This window comes from Kordia aestuariivivens (genome assembly GCF_014397005.1).
Classification (GTDB): Bacteria; Bacteroidota; Bacteroidia; order Flavobacteriales; family Flavobacteriaceae; genus Kordia; species Kordia aestuariivivens.
In genome coordinates this window covers 27701-46763 of record NZ_JACGWS010000011.1, presented here as the reverse complement: position 1 = coordinate 46763, position 19063 = coordinate 27701, and the positions used below count along the sequence as shown (strand labels likewise).

The window sequence follows — 19063 nt, the reverse complement described above, 5'->3', positions numbered from 1 at the left end:
AACATATAAATCTTGAATTAATTTACGTAATATTTTTTTGTTCCATTTGGTTTTTAGCCCAACTTCTTAGTTGTTCAATAAAAGGAATTAATTCTTTTCCTGTAGTCGTTAACGCATACTCTACTTTTGGGGGTACTTCTAAATACACTTTTCTATGAACCAACTCGTCGGCTTCAAGTTCTCGAAGTGTTTGAGTTAACATTTTTGGAGTAATACCAACAATAGCACGTTTCAATTCTCCATACCTTAAAACACCACCTTTAAGTACCCATAATATGCGCCCTTTATATTTGCCTCCAATTCTTTTAAAGCCATAATCGACAAAGCAATGAACGATTTCTTTATTATTTTTCAACTTTATTAGGTTTTAATTAGCTGATAATCAACATTAGTAACTTTTTAGTATGTACATTACAATTAAGTATGTACTTGTTACAAAGATATTAATTTTCTTTATTTGTATCACAGATATAACTAATTAATACGAATGCAATGTCTAATACTAAAACTATTTCTCCTTATCTTTTTACAATACTACTACTATCTATAATTGGCTTAGTTGGTTTTATCCCGCTGGAAAATTTTCTTTTAAGCTGCTCATTCTCAAGTTTTCAGGCAGAATATATTCATCTATTGGCAAAAACGAGCGTACTAGCGCTGTTGGGATATGTACTAATTAAAAAATGGAATTTAACAGTTATTTCGGGGCTTTCAACAAAATACGCATGGAAGTTTTCATACTTAAATTTAATTCCTGCTTACTTGATGCTTCTTGGGATAGCTTCTGTACTATCAGCAGATTTCACCAACATAGAATTACCAAATGTTATTCTTCTGTTGTTAAGTTTTTTGGGAGTAGGCTTTTTTGAAGAATTTTTATTTAGAGGTGTGCTTCAATCCCTTTTTCTCAAGAAATATAGTTCTCTAAAATCAGGAATATTTTTAGGAACTTTCATTCCTGCGTTTGCATTTGGGCTATTTCATCTTGTTAATATTTCTCCAGACGAACCAATAGTACCTGTACTAATCCAAGTTATTTTTGCAACGCTCATTGGCTTCTTTTTTGGTGTATTATTGCTAAAAACGAATAAACTAATGCCGCTAGTTATTACGCATGCCTTAATTAATTTTTTCTTTTCACTTCAATTTTTACCAAACTTTAAAAGCGAAGTAGCAGAAGAACCAGCATCCATAACTTCAATAATTATATGTTTGCCATTATTTATTATAGCACTTTTTCTTCTTAAAAAAATAGACAAAACTGAAGTGCAAGAAAAATTAAGCCAAAGTTTCTAAGGTTTTTTATGATGCTTAAAATGGTACCTTGTAAAATCACGAAAAAGAAGAAAACCGTTTTATAGTATGAAAGGAAGCTTTTCTTTTACTAATTTAGTTCGAATCAAGGTAAACCATACATGAACACATTACCAATTATATGAAAATCAACAGAATGAGTAGGGAAATCATTGTAGTATTATTTTTCCTAATTGGAATGAATCAAGTAAAGTCACAAAATGACGAGCAAATTGTAATGGGTACGAAACATATTCTCAATTCAAATATCTTGAATGAAGATAGAGAATATTGGGTAAGCCTTCCTGAATCTTACAGCAACGAACAATCATCTTATAAAACATATCCAGTGCTTATTGTACTTGATGGAAATTCACATTTTAAGTCTATTACAGGTATGGTAAACTATATGAGTTCTGGATACAATGGAAACAGGAAAATTCCGGAAATGATTGTAGTCGCTATTCAAAATGTTAACAGACGCAGAGACTTTACACCTGACAAAATTATTACAAGGCGAAAGAATGATTCTGGCGGTGGAGAAAGATTTCTAAGCTTTTTAGAAGATGAACTTATTCCTGAGTTGGATCAGAAGTATAGAACAGCTCCTTATCGAATACTTTTTGGACATTCTTTAGGCGGTTTGTTGGCTACGCATACCTATATGAAGGAAAAGACACTTTTCAATTCATTTATTGCCGTTGATCCAAGCCTTGGAACCTGGGATGCAGAAATCATGGACAAAAAGTTAGCTGCCATGACAACGCAATCATTTAAAAGATTCATCTACATAGCTACTGCAAATTGGAACAAAAGAAACATTAGAAATCGTGATCGCCATGTACGGTTGTATGAGGCATTAAATAGTAAATGTGAAGGTGAGTTTCCCGCAAAATTGGAATACTTTGAAAATGAAAACCATGGCTCGGTTCCAATTATTGCCTTTCATAATGGAATCTCTGCAATTTTTGAAGGTTATGGAATTTCCTATCGTGATGTAGAAAGCAAAGAGCTGTTAACTCAACATTTTCAATCTATTTCTCAACGGTTATCTTGGGATTTTAATCCACCTGAGTCTCTTGTGAACCGAATAGGGTATAGAATGTTACGAAGCAGAAATAAAAGTGATACATCCAAGGCATTGGTATTCTTCATTTTGAATACCAAAAACTTCCCAAATTCATTTAATGCGTATGATAGCTTGGGAGAAGCATACGAGGCATTAGGAGATAAGAAAAAAGCAATCGAAAACTACAAAAAATCACTTGCACTTTATCCTGATAATGAACATGCTAAAATGAAGGTAGAGAGCTTAAAGAAGAACTAATAAATAACCTTAGTTCAATATAAAAACCAATAGTGATTTTCTTCTTTTCCGCAGTATAGCAGTGTTATTTACGAAGTATATTACGACAACGATTTAAGATTCTTTTTTTATGTTATATAATTTTAACTTAGAATAGAAAAATATAAATAACAAATTATAAACCACTTATGGTAAAGCCTTAATTGAAAGAAAAGGAATGTTCAATTGATAAAATGAATAACAAAATAACAGTTGTTATGAAAACAAAAGGAAAAAGAAATGCGAACCGAAGTTCGCACTCTACATTCTATTATCTAGTTTTCCAAAGAGTATCACACTGTCGAGAAGTATTAGTAGTAATACCACCTTTTACTCTTTCGCTATTTACTTTAGAAATAGACCTTTTATTGAGACTTAAAGATTTAAAGTTTCTTTTTTTCATGATTAAATGATTTTAAAATTAATAACATAACCAAATTAAAGGTTATGGAACCTAAAAAAAATAGTTAGAACCTCAAATTATTTAAAATGAGGAACTAGAAAAACTGTAGTTATGAAGAAAAGAAGGAAAAAGAAAAAATAAACAGTAGATCCATGAGTGGCTTTTGTGTAAAGAATTATATAAAGATGAAGCATAAAAAACGCCATCTGATAAGAAATGGCGTTTGTGTACTTAGGCAAACTATATATTTTTAGTTTAAAACTATGCTTCTATAACCGTTAATGCTTCTAATTTTTCGGGAGTGATATTATGACCTTGACGAATAAAAGTAGCGATCTTTATCACTATTGCTGAAATTTGATTTGGTAAATTCATGATATGAGGACAGATTCTAAGACTTTCTGGACATGGGCTAACAGTTGTTCTTTCAGGAATATACCCTACGGCAAATCTATTTTGCTCTCCTTTTTTCCCATATAAGTAATTGTATAAATCTTGATGGTTTATGGTTCTTCTCGGTACAACAATGTTAAAAATTGTCACGCCATTTGATAACTTTTCAGAAGTAGGTGTGGTGTATTCGATTTTTACACCCAACTCTTGTGCCATAAGGTTTAATTTTCTTCTTAAATCTTTTTGAAGAAATTTGACTCTTTTCTCAATGCATTTTGGGTCCCCTTTATTTATTTTATTGTGCTCTGCAATGGTTTCTCCAAGCGCATATATATTGGCTTCATCTCTTTGTCCAAGTAATTCAAATCGCGATGTGTCTTTTGGCAATTCATCTTTAAAGCCAATTTTACCATCATACGCATGAATACTAATATCGAAATTTTTGGCTAGTTCAGGTTTCATATAAAAAATACCAGTTTCAAATGGTCCCATTAACCATTTGTGTGAACTGGAAGCAAAACTGTCGCAACCTATGCCTTTAACGTTATTTTTTTCTATAAGATTGATCTCTAAACCGCCCCAACTTACAGCGCCGTCAATGTGAATATGAATTTCAGGATATGCAGCACGTACTCTTTCTACGATCTCTTTTGAAGGCATACAAATCCCTGAAATATTAGATACTTCAGAAAAACTTAGCATTACTGTTTTTCCAGGTATATTTTTAATTGTTTCAATAATAATGTCACAGATTTCTTTTACAATTTGTTCGTCTGTCCAATTAATGAAGTCTACCGTATTGAGTGAAAATGTTTTCACTTTTTTCGTTTCGGTTTCTCTCAATTTCCAGACATTATTATTTGTTGGATGATTTTCATCCCATAGCAGCACCGTATTGCCTTCCCAAAGTTTATATCCTTTTGAAAGTTGATTGTTGGCTTCACTCGTATTGCGAACCAGCGCAATGTTTTTAATATCTGGTTTAGACACAGCACCAACGTGCAATGCAATTACATTCCTTATCGCTTCTAAAATTATTCCATACCGTTGTTGCCTTGATTGCATGGAAATATCGGCATTGAATTGAAAACGTAGCTTATTAATTTTATTTAATACAGGAACAAACGTGGGACACAAGTTTGCAGAATTCATGGGTTCAACTTCAAACTCAGGCTTAACACCAGGGTTAAAAAATAATTCGCGAACCTTTAACCAATTGACAGATTCATTGAGATTAAAAGTTGGTTCAAAATCTTGCTTTAGGAATTGGTATTGTTCATTGGTAATTAATGATTTTTCTTCCAGCGTTTTTATAAGCTGAAGCATTTCGTTTTGTATTGCACTATTCATCGTTCTACAATTTAATTGTGTTTCTTACTCGTTTTAGGTTTTTCAGATTCCACCTTCTACTTGAAATACAAATTTGGGTTGAAATCAATCACTAAAACAGACCATAACTACGGAAACTGCTATTGCGGATACTACGTGAATTGTACAGCGTTTATACGTGAAATAAACAAAACGTTGAAGCTTTCGGCAAGTTCCGAAATGGCCTCGTAGCTGTGCAGGAAGCTTTCGTTTGGAGCATAAGAAAGTGCCATCTAATTAAAGATGGCGTTTGTGTATTTAGTTTTCTGGCAATTGTTCTATAATTTGATACGTACTAAAATTTAGAAAATTTCCTAGATGCGCCAATACATTTTGAAGAATGAAAGGCGTATCAGGGCTTGTTCCTGAGTATTGTGTGTTTCCATCCATGTTTACATCATTAGCATTATAGCCACTTACCACATAGGTTGGAAAGTTTAAGAAGTTTTTAGCATCATTTAGTACTGTTGATAGAATGTCTGGCGTATCAGGATTGACTCCAGAGTATTGAATTATTACATCTTCATTTGCATTTCCTGTCCGCATACCAACAATATCGGTTTGCATTCCAAAAAATCGTTTGTGCATTGCTTCCGTAGGTAATTTGGTCAGTTGCATCTGTAAAGTCTACCGTAGTTGCTGTTTTAGCCAACCCAATGGTATTCGGCGCGACTAAAATTATGATCCAACTCATATTCGCCTAGCGTAAGCATAGCTTTTATTTTTTCAGTAGGAGCAAAGCAACACTATGTTTTTGACTGAATATATAAAAAATACCATTTAAGAAGAATCTTCGCAGCTGTGGAAGAAGCTTTCCGATGCGTTTGATACGTTCTCGTAGCTGTGCAAGAAGCTTTCGTGAGCAAACAAATTACTCCTTTTCTAATTCTTCTAATTTATACTTAGCGTATGAATCTATATTTAATGAAACTGCTTTTTTATAATTTTCAATCGCTTTTTTTGTATTCCCAATCGCTACATAAAAATCTCCCATGGAATCATACACACCAAAACTTTCAGGATGATTTTTTATATTCAATTCAAAAGCTTGTGCTGCTTTTTTAAACTGTTTATTTTCTAATAGCGTAAAACCGATGTCATTCATATAGAGTTGATCTGGTTTCATGTCTATTCCAAACCCTTTTGAAAGTCTTTTATAGTACTTCTGAACTTTCACTAAAACATCAATTTCAGGGTTTGAGTAATCTTCACTCTTTAGCCTAAATCTATAAAACTCGAAAATATAGCGCAAGGCATCATACTCAGCAATTAAAGGAACAGAACCATGATTATCATCTTCGTAATAGGTTCCTTTATAAGATAATTTCTTTTGAGTGTCTTTTTTAAAATAAGAATCTAGTTCTAAAATAGCGCGAATATGTCTTGTGGTAGCAGTGGTGTCTTTTTGGACGCTTACGATATTCATATCTTTGCTCATTGTATTTGCAATGGCTAAAAACAGTGTTTTGTTGGCATACTTTTCATTGAATGGTGTATTCTTAATCTGATTGAGTAAATTCTTTTCATTCCACCACATTGATGGATCAATTGCAACATAGGCATTGAATAAATCAGGCGTATGTACTAAAGTATTCATAACGGTAAGTCCTCCAAGTGAATGTCCAATAAATACGCGATATGGTTTTGTTGGATACTTTGAATCTATATGTGGAAAGAGTTCCTTTTCTATAAATGACATAAAATTAGCGCCGCCACCTGAATCAGGAAGTTCTCCTTTTGTGAGACTTAAATCTCTATTTCTATGCGTATTCGGAATTCCAACGACAATCATTTCAGGGCACATCGTATTTCGATTTTCAGGACCCAATTGCTGTATCAAAGCAACCACCGAATGAAAATGTGAATCTCCATCTAAAACATAAACAACAGGATACGTTTTATTAGAACTTCCTTTTGGAACATGTATCAATAGTTTTCGTTCTTCGTTTAATATCTTGGAATTTATGCTGTCAATTTTTGCAACAATATCATTACTATGTTGTCCATTCACAGTATAAAGACAGAGACATAAAAAGTAGAGGATGGTTATTTTTTTCATTTGTTAATGTTTATATGCTGCTTAAGTTAGCATTTTATCGCAAATAATGTTTTGCATTGAAGTTATAAAGATTGAGTAGAATAAAAAAACTACTGACATACGTTCAAAAACGAATCAGTAGTTTTAAAATGTTATAAACTTAATTAGTGAAAACATTAGCAACATGCCCACCATCCTTTGGAAGCATCCCAATAAATACAAGCGCAGACAATACCTCCGTTAATTTCTGTTTGTTCTTTTTTGTTTAGTGTCTTAACACCATCAAGATTTGAAATGTTTTTTAACATGATATAAAGTTTTTGGTTACATAAAAAGTATAAAAACAAATTAGGAATTGCTTACGGTAAGACCGTAATTAACATTTGAACGCTAGTAATTATAGTAACCATCATTTTATTTCCCTGAAAAATCAAAAATAGTTGAGTTTTTGAGTACATTACGCTTTCATTTATTTTCAAACATAGCTAACCATTGAATGCAACTTTAAAGAACAGGAAAAAATGGTATGAACATATTCCTCATGCTGTAGTCATCGTATTTCTAATTATAGTTTTTGTAACACTCCTTACGTATATCATTCCTGCTGGAGAGTTTAAGCGGATGCTAATTGACGGTCGCAATCGTGTGATTCCAAATTCATTCAGAACTATTCCAAACACACCGATAGGTTTTTTAGACATGTTTAAAGCCATTCCTTTAGGTTTTAAAGCAGCCATTGAAGTCATGTTTGTAGTTTTTGCTGGAGGAATTATGTTTGGTATCATGGAACGTACGAAAGCTATTGAAAATGCGGTTGGATCATTTGTGAAAAAACTTGGACAGGAAAAGAAATACCTTGCCGTAGTCATTATGACCTTTATTTATGGAGCACTTGGTGTTTTTGTCGGGTACGAACACAACATCGCTATGGTTCCTATTGCTGCTGTTGTTGCATTGGCACTTGGTGGCGATTTAATATTAGCTGCGGGAATTTCGGTTGGAGCCATCACTATTGGATTTGGACTGTCACCTATAAATCCTTATACGGTTGGTGTTGGACACAAAATTGCAGAACTTCCTTTATTTTCAGGTGCTTTGTTAAGAAGTATCTTATGTATAAGTTCACTTAGTTTCTTAGCTTTTTACAATGTGAGATACTTAAAGAAAATTACGAAGAACCCCGAAAAAAGCCTTGCAAAAGGGTTGAATATAGATGGTATTTCACTTTCAAAACCTATCAAAGAATATACAATATCAATGAATAATTGGCTGGTGATTTTTGTATTTATACTAGGTTTGAGTGCAATTTTATACGGTGTTTTTAATCTAAAATGGTACCTTAATGAAATTTCTGCTATATTTTTAATGGTAGCGATTGCTGCAGGAATTATTGGAAGAATGAATGCTGATACGTTTAGTGAGACCTTATTAAAATCAGTATCGTATGTAGCACCAGGCGCTTTTATGGTAGGGTTTGCAACAACGATAAAAGTATTATTAGAAATGGGACATATTAGCGATACGATTTCATTTCATCTATCAGAATTATTAAAAGATTTACCATTATATGTTTCTGCTGTCGGTATGGCAATATCACAAAGTCTAATTAACTTTTTTATTCCTTCTGGAAGTGGGCAAGCATTGGCAACATTACCAGTTATGATTCCGTCAGGAGAAGTGATCGGATTAACACGCCAAACAACTATTTTAGCATTTCAAGTTGGAGATGGAGTTTCTAACTTAATCAACCCAACACTTGGCGGATTAATCGCGATGCTTAGCATGTGTCGTGTACCTATCGATCGTTGGTTTCGATTTATATTTCCGGTGGCAATAATGATCTTTATTTTTTCAGCAATCACACTCGTAATAGCAGTATTAACAGGCTATAATTAACTATGAACGCAACTACTATATTAAGTAAATTGGTAAGTTTTCCTGTTTTAGGAGGCGAAAGTAATCTGACTATAATTCATTGGATTAAAGAGTATATAGAATCTCATGGAATCTCCACGACACTTGTTCCAAATGAAGAAAATACAAAAGCTTCGCTACACTGTAGAATAGGTCCTGCTGTTGATGGCGGAACGATTCTTTCAGGACATACGGATGTTGTGCCAGTAAAAGGGCAAACTTGGGATACAGATCCTTTTACCTTAACTGAGAAGAATGGCAAACTGTTCGCGCGCGGAAGTTGTGATATGAAAGGTTTTGTGGCGTGTTGTTTAGCAGTTTTACCAGCTATGATAAAGGCTGACTTAAAAACACCTATCTATTTTGCTTTTAGTTATGATGAAGAAATAGGATGCTTAGCTGCACCAGATTTAATAGCACATATTAAAACTACATACGAGGAAACTCCAAAATATGCTATTATAGGTGAACCAAGTTTATTAGAACCTGTAATTGGTAAAAAAGGAGTTTGTTATGTGAAAACAGAAGTAAACGGATCTGCAGGACACAGCAGTGGAATTCACAAAGAAATAAGTGCTATTCATGAAAGTACACGGTTAATAGTGTGGTTGGAAAATAAAATGAAAACAATTGCTACTGTTTCTTCAGATGATCGTTTTGATCCGCCACATTCCACCGTTCACGTAGGACAAATTAATGGTGGTGTAGCTACTAACATCGTAGCAGATTATTGCTGTTTTGAATGGGACATTCGTGTGATTCCAAAAGATGATATTCACCAGCTATTTGAAGATTATTATGCATTCTGTGCAGAAAGAGAAACAGCAATTCGTAAAAAATATACTGGATTTAAAATAACCAATACATTGGTGCATCCGCCTGTGCCAGCATTAGATACTAAAGAAACGGATAGCATTGTTGGATTAGTGCAAAAGTTGACAGGAAATCATAGCTGGAAAACAGTTGCCTATGCTGCGGAAGCTGGACAATTTCATGAAGCTGGATACGAAAGTATTATTTGCGGTCCTGGGAGTATAGAACAAGCGCATCGTGCGAATGAATTTGTAACGCAAGAACAATTGGACAGTTGTGTTGAAATATTAGAAAAATTGGTTAAAGAATTGAGCTAATTTGTGTTCGATATAAGTTAACAACTATACTATAGTTTTGATTTTTAGCTTTTTATAATTTTAATAAAAATGTCAAATCGAGCGCAGTCGAGATTCAATATAAACAAACATTTTCTTTGGCTTCTCGACTGCGCTCGAAGTGAAAAATGTTGATTTTATTGCGCTTCGCAATTACAATGATAATTTCTTACGTCCAACTCATATTAAGTTAACTGTTTTGATACAAAAAGTAGTGCCTTCTCCAGATAGTTATTTGATAAATCAAAAAATAAAAGTGTAACAAAATATAATTTTCTCCGTCACATAGCTATCAATCAATAAAACACAGCATCATGAGAAGAAAAGACAATCAATTAATCGTCATCACACATTTAAGTCAATTATCAACTTTTGTCATAGGTTTTGGAAGCTTAATCGTTCCCTTAATTCTTTGGGCAACTAATAAAAATGAAGTTGACGAAATGGACGAACAAGGAAAACAAATTGTAAACTTTCAACTAAGCATGATTATATATGCAATCATTAGTATTCCATTAATATTTGCTTTCGGATTAGGTTTACTATTATTATTAGCAGTCGCAATATTATCTTTTGTGATGCCAATTGTAAATGCAATCAAAGCTAGTAATGGAGAAGAGCCTTATTATCCAATGTCGTTTAAGTTATTGTAAATTGGACTTCTTAGACTTGTTTCCGCGTAGACGGGAATCTCTTAGATTACTAGACTTTTAGATATGTTGGAGTTTTGGTCAAACTGAACTCGATTCAGTTTCATATAAAGATATTCCGACAAACAAACTAAAAATAGATTCCTGCCTTCGCAGGAAAGACAAAATAGAAAAATGTAAAAGCCGTTATACAAATCGTACAACGGCTTTTACTATATAAAAAATATTTTCAAATATCATAAGATTCTAAGCCAACACCTAAAAGCGAAGCGACCCAAGACCAAATACCTAAAATTAGTTATTCAACATCACAGGCATTACCAACATTGTAATGTGTTCGCCTTCTTCCAAACCATCAATTGGTGTTAAAATTCCGGCTCTGTTTGGTAACGACATTTCTAACGAAACATCATCAGAAGTTAAGTTATTCAACATCTCTGTTAAGAAACGTGAGTTGAATCCGATTTGCATATCATCACCTTGGTAATCACATGTCAAACGCTCTTCTGCTTTGTTAGAGTAATCAATATCTTCCGCAGAAATATTCAATTCAGCTCCAGCAATTTTCAAACGAATTTGGTGTGTAGTTTTGTTAGAGAAAATACTAACACGACGTACAGAGTTTAAAAATTGATTTCTATTGATTTCTAATTTATTTGGATTCTCTTTCGGAATTACCGCTTCGTAGTTTGGATACTTTCCATCAATCAAACGACAAATTAAGATCGTATTATCAAACGTGAATTTTGCATTGCTATCGTTGTATTCAATCACAACTTCGTCTTCGCTTCCGCCTAAAATTCCTTTCAACAAAGTCAATGGTTTCTTTGGCATGATAAATTCTGCAACCTGTGACGCTTTTAAGTCATTACGTTGATACTTTACCAATTTGTGCGCATCTGTAGCTACAAACGTTAAACTATCTTGTGAAAACTGGAAAAAGACACCACTCATTACTGGGCGTAAATCATCATTTCCAGAAGCAAAAATAGTTTTGCTAATCGCAGTTGCTAACACATGTCCCATAATTGTTGTGGAACTTGGGTCTTTTAACTCAACTGCTTTCGGAAATTCAGCGCCATCAGCATACGCCAACGCGTATTTACCGTGATTAGAGCTAATTTCAACCGTATTATTCTCTTCCACAACAAACGTTAATGGTTGCTCTGGAAACGTCTTTAAAGTATCTAATAATAACTTTGCTGGCACTGCAACACTTCCTTCACTATCCGATTCTACGTTTAATTTTGAAGACATCGTCGTTTCTAAGTCAGAAGCCGATACGGTAAGTTCGTTATTATTCAGTTCAAAAAGAAAATTATCTAAAATAGGTAAGGTATTGCTATTATTAATTACGCCTCCTAAAACTTGAAGCTGCTTTAATAAATAGGTGCTTGATACAATAAATTTCATCTGTTTATGTTCTGTTTTAATGTTCAAAAATAATTCTTTCGAACTAAATTACATAGCTTTTTTAGCTGTAAATTTATGTGTGAAGAATCACATTGTTATATGCTTACAAATATATCTCAAATGTAGTTGTAAAGAAAGGAAACTTATTAACAACTATTTCGCAAACTTGCGCTTGCGTAAGTAGGTAAATACAAACCCAAAAATAGCGAGTATCACAAGCGGAAAGCCAATGTTTATCATTTGCCAGTACGATTTCTCTGCAATTACTTTTTCCGTATTTAAAAATGCTAACTTTAATTCTTTAGATCGAATGTTTATAAGTCCGTTGTTGTCTAGCAGGTAATTTACCGAATTTAATAGAAATTCTTTGTTCCCATATTGACGTTTAGTAGCAATATCAAAGCCTAAATCTTGTGGTCTTCCGCGCGTAACTTGATTCTTTATCACATCACCATCGGCAATGACCAACATTTTAGATGTACCTGTATTCTTAGGGTCTGAAAGTTCAAATGGTTTCACTCTATTTTTATACACAGATTCAAAAGTTCCTTCCAATAAAACAGCTAAATTTTGATTGCCTTTTCCTTGATATTCTTCTAATTTTGGTTCGTTTTCAATCACAGAAAGAGAAATCGGTTTTGGAACGCCTTCTAACTTTGATTCAGCCGAACTTTTCAAAAGAATCGTCTTTTTTGTGCTACTTTTTAAGGTGTCAATCTGGTTTGCAAATTCAAATCGTACCAAGTTGGTATTATTTGTAATTGGATGTTTTCCAGATGGTTTCACCAATGGATTGTAGCGCCATTGAATTGGTAAAAACTGTGTATTGTTTCCTTCGCCAACTGCCATCATAATAGGCGCGCATTGCATATCATTGACCAACTTTGGATTGATCCGAACGCCGTATTGAAAGAAGAAATCGTTCAGGCGTAAATCTCTTGGAAAAGCTAAGCTATTGCCATTTCCGCTGTACAAACTGTCCATTTCGGCCAATACATTTTCAATAAGCCACACAGATTTTCCACCATTGAGTGTATACTGATCTAAAATGTATTTTTCTTCATCCGAAAACGCTTTTGTAGGTTTTGGAACGATGGCTAAATCAAAACGCTTTAAATTTTCTAATGACTTTTCTGGATTATCTGGAAACGCACTCAAATCAAACGGTGCAATTTTATAATATTCTTTCAGTGTTTGCAAAAAACTAGCAATATACACATCGTCCAATTCGCCATTTCCTTTCAAAATAGCAATCGTTTGCTTTTCTATGATGGTTAATTTTGTAAACGCATCCGCGAAAGCATACTCTAAATGTTGTACCGAACCTGCAATTTTTTCATCATCCGAACTCGCCAGATTATTCTTGTACAAAGCTACTTTTACATTTTTGTTTCCATAATTGGCAATTGCCCACGGATACACGCTTTCGCGCGATATTTTATTGGTAGCTTCTTCCGTAATGTAAGTTGGAGGCATTCCGTTTGTATTCAGGAATTCTTCTGCATTTTCTTCAATCGGATCAACAAAACTATATTTTACATTGGAATTATAGGCTGAAAACTCTACTAATAACTGTTCGGTTTCCGTAGCCAAACGTTTATAATTTGAAGGCAAATCACCTTTTAAAAATACGGTAATTACAATTGGAGCATTTACTTCTGAAATGGTGTTTTTGGAAGCTTCTGATAAGGTATAGCGTTTGTCTTGTGTTAAGTCAAAACGTGTAAATACGCTGCTTGCAATCACATTCAAGACGATCAATCCGATAAGGACGAACAGTATTTTAACGGGCGTGTTGAGTTCTTTTTTCAAGCTTATCGTTTTTTTAATTGTAATACGGTTAGAAATAAAAAGAAAATAGTGACACTCAAAAAGTAAATCACATCGCGTGTATCAATCACACCGCGCGCAATGCTGTCGAAATGTGCTTTCATTCCTATTTTTTCAATGGTGTTATTAAAATCTCCAAAAACATCCGCATTGGCAATTCCTTCAAACCCAAAATAAAGTAAGAAACAGATAAAAACTGCCGCAATAAACGCCACAATTTGATTCTGCGAAAGCGTTGATGTAAATACGCCAATACTTGTATACGCAGCAATTAAGAACAATAGTCCAAAGTAGGAGCCAAGCGTACTTCCAACATCTAAGTTTCCTTCTGGGTTTCCTAAAATCCAAACGGTGTATACATATAATAAGGTCGGAATTAGCGCAATGAGAATTAACACAAACGCACCAAAATATTTTCCAAGGACAATATGCCAACCTGAAATTGGTTTTGTCAATAACAATTCAAGCGTTCCCAAGCGTTTTTCTTCCGAAAAGCTTCGCATGGTAATGGCAGGAATTAAAAAGATGAATATCCAAGGCGCTAAGGTGAAAAACGGTGTTAAATCTGCAAATCCGTAATTGAAAATATTAAATTCACTTTTAAAAAACCATAAGAATAATCCGTTAAGAATTAAAAATATAGCAATCACCAAATATCCTATGGATGAGGAGAAAAAGGAATTGATTTCTTTTCTAAGTATGGCTAACATTTAGTTCTTTTTTAATATAATTATATCTTGGTATGATAAAGTATTTTCAGTTCTTCCAGACCAAGTCCCCGGAAAATAGTTGGCAACTTCAAAGCCTTTAGCTTCAAAGTGTGCAAAAATATAGTCTTTATCAAAAGCGACATTGGCTTCTTTTACTTTTTCATCCATCAGTGAATACGTTCCGCGATTTACGCTAAAGTTCATCGTGCTAGATTGCATTAATTCTTTAGACGTTTCATCTAAAATAAAAAACGTTGCCAAACATATTTTATCCGTAGCTAATACTCTGTTAATTTCGCTTAAATAATGCAAAACATCGTTCGGCATCATGTGTGTAAACACAGAGGTTAAGAAAGCAAAATCAAACGTCTCATCCTCATAAGGAAATATAAAATTTTTAGCTTCTTCGGACGTATTTAAGTTGTATAAATCGTTTTTTAACGGTGTATGTATAAAGGTAAAGTTTGGATATTTTGATGTAATATTCGCCGAACACCAATCAACACCTTGTGCCACCACATCAAAGCCTTTGTAGCTTCCTTGCTCGTTTAAAAATGTGGTAAACGGAATTGCCATCCGACCGATTCCTGAACCAATATCTAAAATACGACTGTTGGGTTGAATGTTTCCGTAGGTTTTGAAATACTCAAAAAACGTTTCGCCAATTTCAATATAATTTCCAGGACCTGTATAAATGTATCCTTTTGGCGGTTCGAGTTCGTGACGTTTTCTAAAAAGATCAATAGGAAAATACACTATGCGTCTCAGTAATAGTCGTTGTTTGGGCGATAAGCTATAGTATATTGATCTCAGCATATATGTGTAACTCTAATAGTGTGTAACGTTTTGTTATGGATTCTAGTATTATTATTAGGATAAACTCACTAATTTGTCAACGCTCCACGCTTGTGGTTTGTCGTTAAACATCGCTTTGGTTTGTTTCCAAACATTCTTAAACAATTCTGAATTGCGATACGCTTCTAAATTATCAACATGTTTCCAGTGACTATATGTAAAGAATATTTCAGGATTTGTTTTATCTTGATACAACTCTAAAAATTCACAACCTTCTCTATTTTTTATTGAATCCTTCTTTTCATCAAACATAGCCAAAAATTCAGGAATGTGTTCCGAATGAAAACTCATTTTTACAATGCGTACAAACATATTATGCTATAAAATTAATGGTTATGGTATCTCTAAATCGCAAGCCAAATAGGGTAGAAGCGCTACCCACGGTTTGCGGATTACTTTTATAAATCGCTAATTCTAAAAAGTCAGCAGAATTAAACAGCGCTAATTTTTTACCATCTTCTTCGCGTTTGTGACGCTCTACCGTAAAATTGATGCTATCGCTATACCGATCGTGAATCTTTTTAAATTTATAATTACGCGCTGAAATTTCAAACTCGCGCCCTTTTCCAACGTCTTTAAATATTTTTCGTGTAATATTTGTCACAACATTTCCGTAATTGTCAATATAAATCACATTTCCAATAATCTGGGATTCTTCAGCATTAATCACAGGTTTAATGTCGGTTAGATGTTTTATTTCTTGAATTGTTTTCCCAATAACTTCCAACGTTCCGCCACGCGCAATATGACATGCAACCTTAACAAACACGTCTAATACAGGGAAATTTGTTTCGATGCGATCGTGAATATTAATTTCAACAATCTTTTCAGGAACAATTTCAGAAGCAATCAAACTCATGATGCCATTATTAGCACAAACAAAAAAATGACCGTCCAATTTTACCGCAATATGTTTGTTTTCTGGGTTTAACTCAGAGTCAATTCCGATAATATGAATGCTTCCTTTTGGGAAACTATTAAAGGCATTTTGTATGATATAAGCAGCTTCTGTAATGTTAAAAGGATTCACACTGTGAGAGATATCAACAATGCGAATATCATTCAGTTCACTATAAATAGCTCCTTTAACTGCGCCCACAAAATGGTCTTTCTCCCCAAAATCTGTTGTCAGTGTTATAATTGCCATTGGCGAATTGTTGATATTTTTTTAAACTTAATATATTAAAAAATGGTAAGTTTGTTATGCAAATCTAAAAAAACAAAACGGAAATCTAACCTTAATACGAGTCGCTTTTGAACGAAATTATTTTTGAACTTTCTGAGATCAGTCCAAGAGAGTTTTTTGGTCACCAAAATACCAACATAGAATTGTTAAAAAAATACTTCCCAAAACTTAAAATTGTAGCGAGAGGAAATAAGATTAAAGCTTACGGAGATGAAACTTTATTGGAAGAGTTTGATAAGCGATTAACCATGTTAATGGGACATTTTGCCAAGTACAACAAAATTGACGAAAACGTCATTGAACGTGTACTGACAAGCGAAAGCACCAAAGATTATGATACTTCTGCGGAAAGTGGCCAAGTATTGGTTCATGGAACGAATGGAAAGTTGATCAAAGCTATTACGGCAAATCAACGGAAGTTGGTAGAAATGATGAACAAAAATGATATGGTGTTTGCTATTGGTCCAGCAGGAACAGGAAAAACCTATACAGGTGTTGCATTAGCCGTTCGCGCCCTGAAAAATAAAGAAGTACGACGAATCATTTTAACGCGTCCAGCAGTAGAAGCAGGCGAAAGTTTAGGTTTCTTACCGGGAGATTTAAAAGAAAAACTAGATCCGTATATGCAACCGTTGTATGATGCGTTGCGCGATATGATTCCACCAGAAAAATTAGCACTTTATATAGAAAACGGAACCATCCAGATTGCCCCTATGGCATTTATGCGTGGTCGTACGTTGGATAATGCTTTTGTAATTCTGGATGAAGCACAAAATACTACACATGCGCAAATGAAAATGTTTTTAACGCGTATGGGGAAAAATGCAAAATTTATGTTGACTGGCGATCCTGGACAAATAGATTTACCAAGACGTGTGATTTCTGGACTAAAAGAAGCTTTATTAATATTGAAAGATGTAAAAGGAATCGGAATGATTTACTTAGACGATAAAGACGTTGTACGTCACCGATTGGTAAAGAAAGTTATAGAAGCATATCGAAATATTGAACATAGTAGCTAAAAAATGCTAAATGTTGAATTATAAATTTTAAATGTAAAAGTTATACGTCACTTCGAGTGAATTTGTGGAACAAATTAGTATCGAGAAGTGTTTGGAATTTTAAATATAAAAGTTTTTTTACCTAGAACCTAGAACCTAGAACCTAGAACCTAGAACCTAGAACCTAGAACCTAGAACCTAGAACCCAACACCAAATACCCAAAAAATGAGTAACACGATTACCGCAACAAATTTTAATTTCCCCGGACAAACGGCAAAATATACAGGGAAAGTACGCGAAGTATATACAATTAATGATGATTTGTTGGTCATGATTGCAACGGATAGATTATCTGCTTTTGATGTAGTGATGCCAAAAGGAATTCCGTTTAAAGGTCAAATTTTAAACCAGATTGCGACTAAAATGATGAAAGCTACAGAACATTTAGTTCCAAATTGGTTATTGGCAACACCAGATCCGAATGTGGCTATTGGTCATGCATGCGAACCTTTTAAGGTAGAAATGGTGATTAGAGGTTATATGTCTGGTCATGCAGCTCGTGAATACAAAGCTGGAAAGCGCATGCTTTGCGGTGTGGAAATGCCAGATGGTATGATTGAAAATGATCAATTTCCAGCGCCAATTATTACACCAGCTACCAAAGCAGAAATGGGCGCACATGATGAAGATATTTCTCGTGAGGATATTTTAGCACGTGGAATTGTTTCCGAAGAAGATTATATTCAATTAGAAAACTATACGCGTTTATTATTTGCAGAAGGAACTAAAATTGCAAAAGAACGCGGTTTAATTTTGGTTGATACCAAATACGAATTCGGGAAAACGAAAGATGGTAAAATTGTACTGATTGACGAAATTCACACACCAGATTCTTCTCGTTATTTCTACGCAGATAGTTATCAAGAATTACAAGACAAGCAAGAACCACAAAAGCAACTATCGAAAGAATTTGTGCGTCAATGGTTGATAAGCAACGATTTTCAAGGATTAGAAGGACAAAAAGTTCCTTTTATGAGTGACGAATATATCAACTCTGTTTCTGATAGATACATAGAATTATATGAGAATATTACAGGAGAAACGTTTGAAAAGGCAGATGTTTCAAGCATTCTTACCAGAATAGAAGAGAACGTAGTTTCGTATTTAACGAAGTAGCAACGATCTCAATATAAATAAAACTAAAAGCGGCATTTTCGTTACGGAAATGCTGCTTTTATTTTTTATAAGCATCTGTTCCTCTTGGAAGAGATTCAATGTTTGCGTTCATTTTTGCGCTTACAATTCATAAATCTAGACTTTCATTTCTTCCTATTAATCTTTCTTTTCCTTATATTTAGAAAGTTATTAATTTAAAATAAAAATATTATGAAAAAGAGAAATCTAAATTCTTTGTCTTTGAACAAGAAAACAATTTTAAAATTTAATGTTATGAATGTAGTAGGTGGAATTCGTGATCTAGATCATTCAGGAGTTCAAGGTTGTCAAGGAACTGCG

General features: G+C 33.8%; 19 protein-coding genes. 7 read left to right on the top strand and 12 right to left on the bottom strand.

From position 1 onward, the window contains the following. Window positions 1–22: 22 nt before the first annotated feature. Complete coding sequence (locus H2O64_RS17010) at window positions 23–355, bottom strand: winged helix-turn-helix transcriptional regulator (RefSeq protein WP_187563416.1); 333 nt, start codon at window positions 353–355, stop codon at window positions 23–25. 137 nt (window positions 356–492) lie between these two features. Here H2O64_RS17010 and H2O64_RS17005 point away from each other — a divergent pair, with 137 nt between their 5' ends. Continuing rightward, window positions 493–1296 (top strand): CPBP family intramembrane glutamic endopeptidase, encoded by an 804-nt coding sequence (locus tag H2O64_RS17005; protein WP_187563415.1) that lies wholly within the window; start codon window positions 493–495, stop codon window positions 1294–1296. Window positions 1297–1450: 154 nt separating this feature from the next. After that, entirely contained in the window at window positions 1451–2620 is a 1170-nt protein-coding gene (locus H2O64_RS17000; RefSeq protein ID WP_187563414.1) for an alpha/beta hydrolase-fold protein, read from the top strand. A 682-nt stretch (window positions 2621–3302) separates the two neighbouring features. Here H2O64_RS17000 and H2O64_RS16995 read toward each other — a convergent pair. The 5 genes from H2O64_RS16995 to H2O64_RS24240 form a co-directional block, all read right to left on the bottom strand. Next, the gene (locus H2O64_RS16995; protein ID WP_187563413.1) at window positions 3303–4784 is read right to left on the bottom strand and encodes an aminotransferase class V-fold PLP-dependent enzyme; all 1482 of its coding nucleotides are present in this window, start codon (window positions 4782–4784) and stop codon (window positions 3303–3305) included. 276 nt (window positions 4785–5060) lie between these two features. After that, window positions 5061–5369, bottom strand: a complete 309-nt coding sequence (locus H2O64_RS16990; RefSeq protein WP_187563412.1) for a hypothetical protein — start codon at window positions 5367–5369, stop codon at window positions 5061–5063. Further along, window positions 5326–5496 (bottom strand): hypothetical protein, encoded by a 171-nt coding sequence (locus H2O64_RS16985; protein WP_187563411.1) that lies wholly within the window; start codon window positions 5494–5496, stop codon window positions 5326–5328. Before H2O64_RS16985 ends, H2O64_RS16990 begins: the two co-directional genes overlap by 44 nt. A gap of 177 nt (window positions 5497–5673) precedes the next feature. Beyond that, window positions 5674–6861 carry an alpha/beta hydrolase-fold protein gene (locus H2O64_RS16980; RefSeq protein WP_187563410.1) on the bottom strand — a complete coding sequence of 396 codons (1188 nt, stop codon included), beginning with the start codon at window positions 6859–6861 and terminating at the stop codon, window positions 5674–5676. Between the two features lie 155 nt (window positions 6862–7016). After that, entirely contained in the window at window positions 7017–7148 is a 132-nt protein-coding gene (locus tag H2O64_RS24240; RefSeq protein ID WP_262890650.1) for a hypothetical protein, read from the bottom strand. A 184-nt stretch (window positions 7149–7332) separates the two neighbouring features. Here H2O64_RS24240 and H2O64_RS16975 point away from each other — a divergent pair, with 184 nt between their 5' ends. From H2O64_RS16975 to H2O64_RS16965, 3 genes are all read left to right on the top strand, one after another. Continuing rightward, complete coding sequence (locus H2O64_RS16975; RefSeq protein ID WP_187563409.1) at window positions 7333–8736, top strand: YfcC family protein; 1404 nt, start codon at window positions 7333–7335, stop codon at window positions 8734–8736. A gap of 2 nt (window positions 8737–8738) precedes the next feature. After that, window positions 8739–9884: an acetylornithine deacetylase gene (argE, locus tag H2O64_RS16970; RefSeq protein WP_187563408.1), complete on the top strand. Its 1146-nt coding sequence runs from the start codon at window positions 8739–8741 to the stop codon at window positions 9882–9884. 332 nt (window positions 9885–10216) lie between these two features. After that, window positions 10217–10555, top strand: coding sequence for a DUF4870 domain-containing protein (locus H2O64_RS16965; protein WP_187563407.1), 339 nt, complete (start codon window positions 10217–10219; stop codon window positions 10553–10555). Between the two features lie 291 nt (window positions 10556–10846). On the opposite strand, the gene dnaN is transcribed toward H2O64_RS16965, so the two are convergent. The 6 genes from dnaN to H2O64_RS16935 form a co-directional block, all read right to left on the bottom strand. Then, a complete protein-coding gene (gene dnaN / locus H2O64_RS16960; RefSeq protein WP_187563406.1) occupies window positions 10847–11965 on the bottom strand; it encodes a DNA polymerase III subunit beta in 1119 nt (372 codons plus the stop codon). A gap of 153 nt (window positions 11966–12118) precedes the next feature. Further along, window positions 12119–13777 (bottom strand): gliding motility-associated ABC transporter substrate-binding protein GldG, encoded by a 1659-nt coding sequence (gene gldG, locus H2O64_RS16955; protein ID WP_187563405.1) that lies wholly within the window; start codon window positions 13775–13777, stop codon window positions 12119–12121. A gap of 2 nt (window positions 13778–13779) precedes the next feature. After that, entirely contained in the window at window positions 13780–14505 is a 726-nt protein-coding gene (gene gldF, locus H2O64_RS16950; RefSeq protein ID WP_187563404.1) for a gliding motility-associated ABC transporter permease subunit GldF, read from the bottom strand. Next, on the bottom strand, window positions 14506–15321 hold the full coding sequence (locus tag H2O64_RS16945) for a class I SAM-dependent methyltransferase (RefSeq protein ID WP_187563403.1): 816 nt from the start codon (window positions 15319–15321) through the stop codon (window positions 14506–14508). 54 nt (window positions 15322–15375) lie between these two features. Further along, a complete protein-coding gene (locus tag H2O64_RS16940; protein ID WP_187563402.1) occupies window positions 15376–15672 on the bottom strand; it encodes a putative quinol monooxygenase in 297 nt (98 codons plus the stop codon). Between the two features lies 1 nt (window position 15673). Beyond that, the gene (locus H2O64_RS16935; protein ID WP_187563401.1) at window positions 15674–16507 is read right to left on the bottom strand and encodes an SAM hydrolase/SAM-dependent halogenase family protein; all 834 of its coding nucleotides are present in this window, start codon (window positions 16505–16507) and stop codon (window positions 15674–15676) included. A gap of 107 nt (window positions 16508–16614) precedes the next feature. On the opposite strand from H2O64_RS16935, the gene H2O64_RS16930 reads away from it, so the two are divergent. Further along, the gene (locus H2O64_RS16930) at window positions 16615–17568 is read left to right on the top strand and encodes a PhoH family protein (protein ID WP_187563400.1); all 954 of its coding nucleotides are present in this window, start codon (window positions 16615–16617) and stop codon (window positions 17566–17568) included. Between the two features lie 205 nt (window positions 17569–17773). Beyond that, complete coding sequence (locus H2O64_RS16925; RefSeq protein ID WP_187563399.1) at window positions 17774–18724, top strand: phosphoribosylaminoimidazolesuccinocarboxamide synthase; 951 nt, start codon at window positions 17774–17776, stop codon at window positions 18722–18724. Window positions 18725–19063 lie beyond the last annotated feature (339 nt).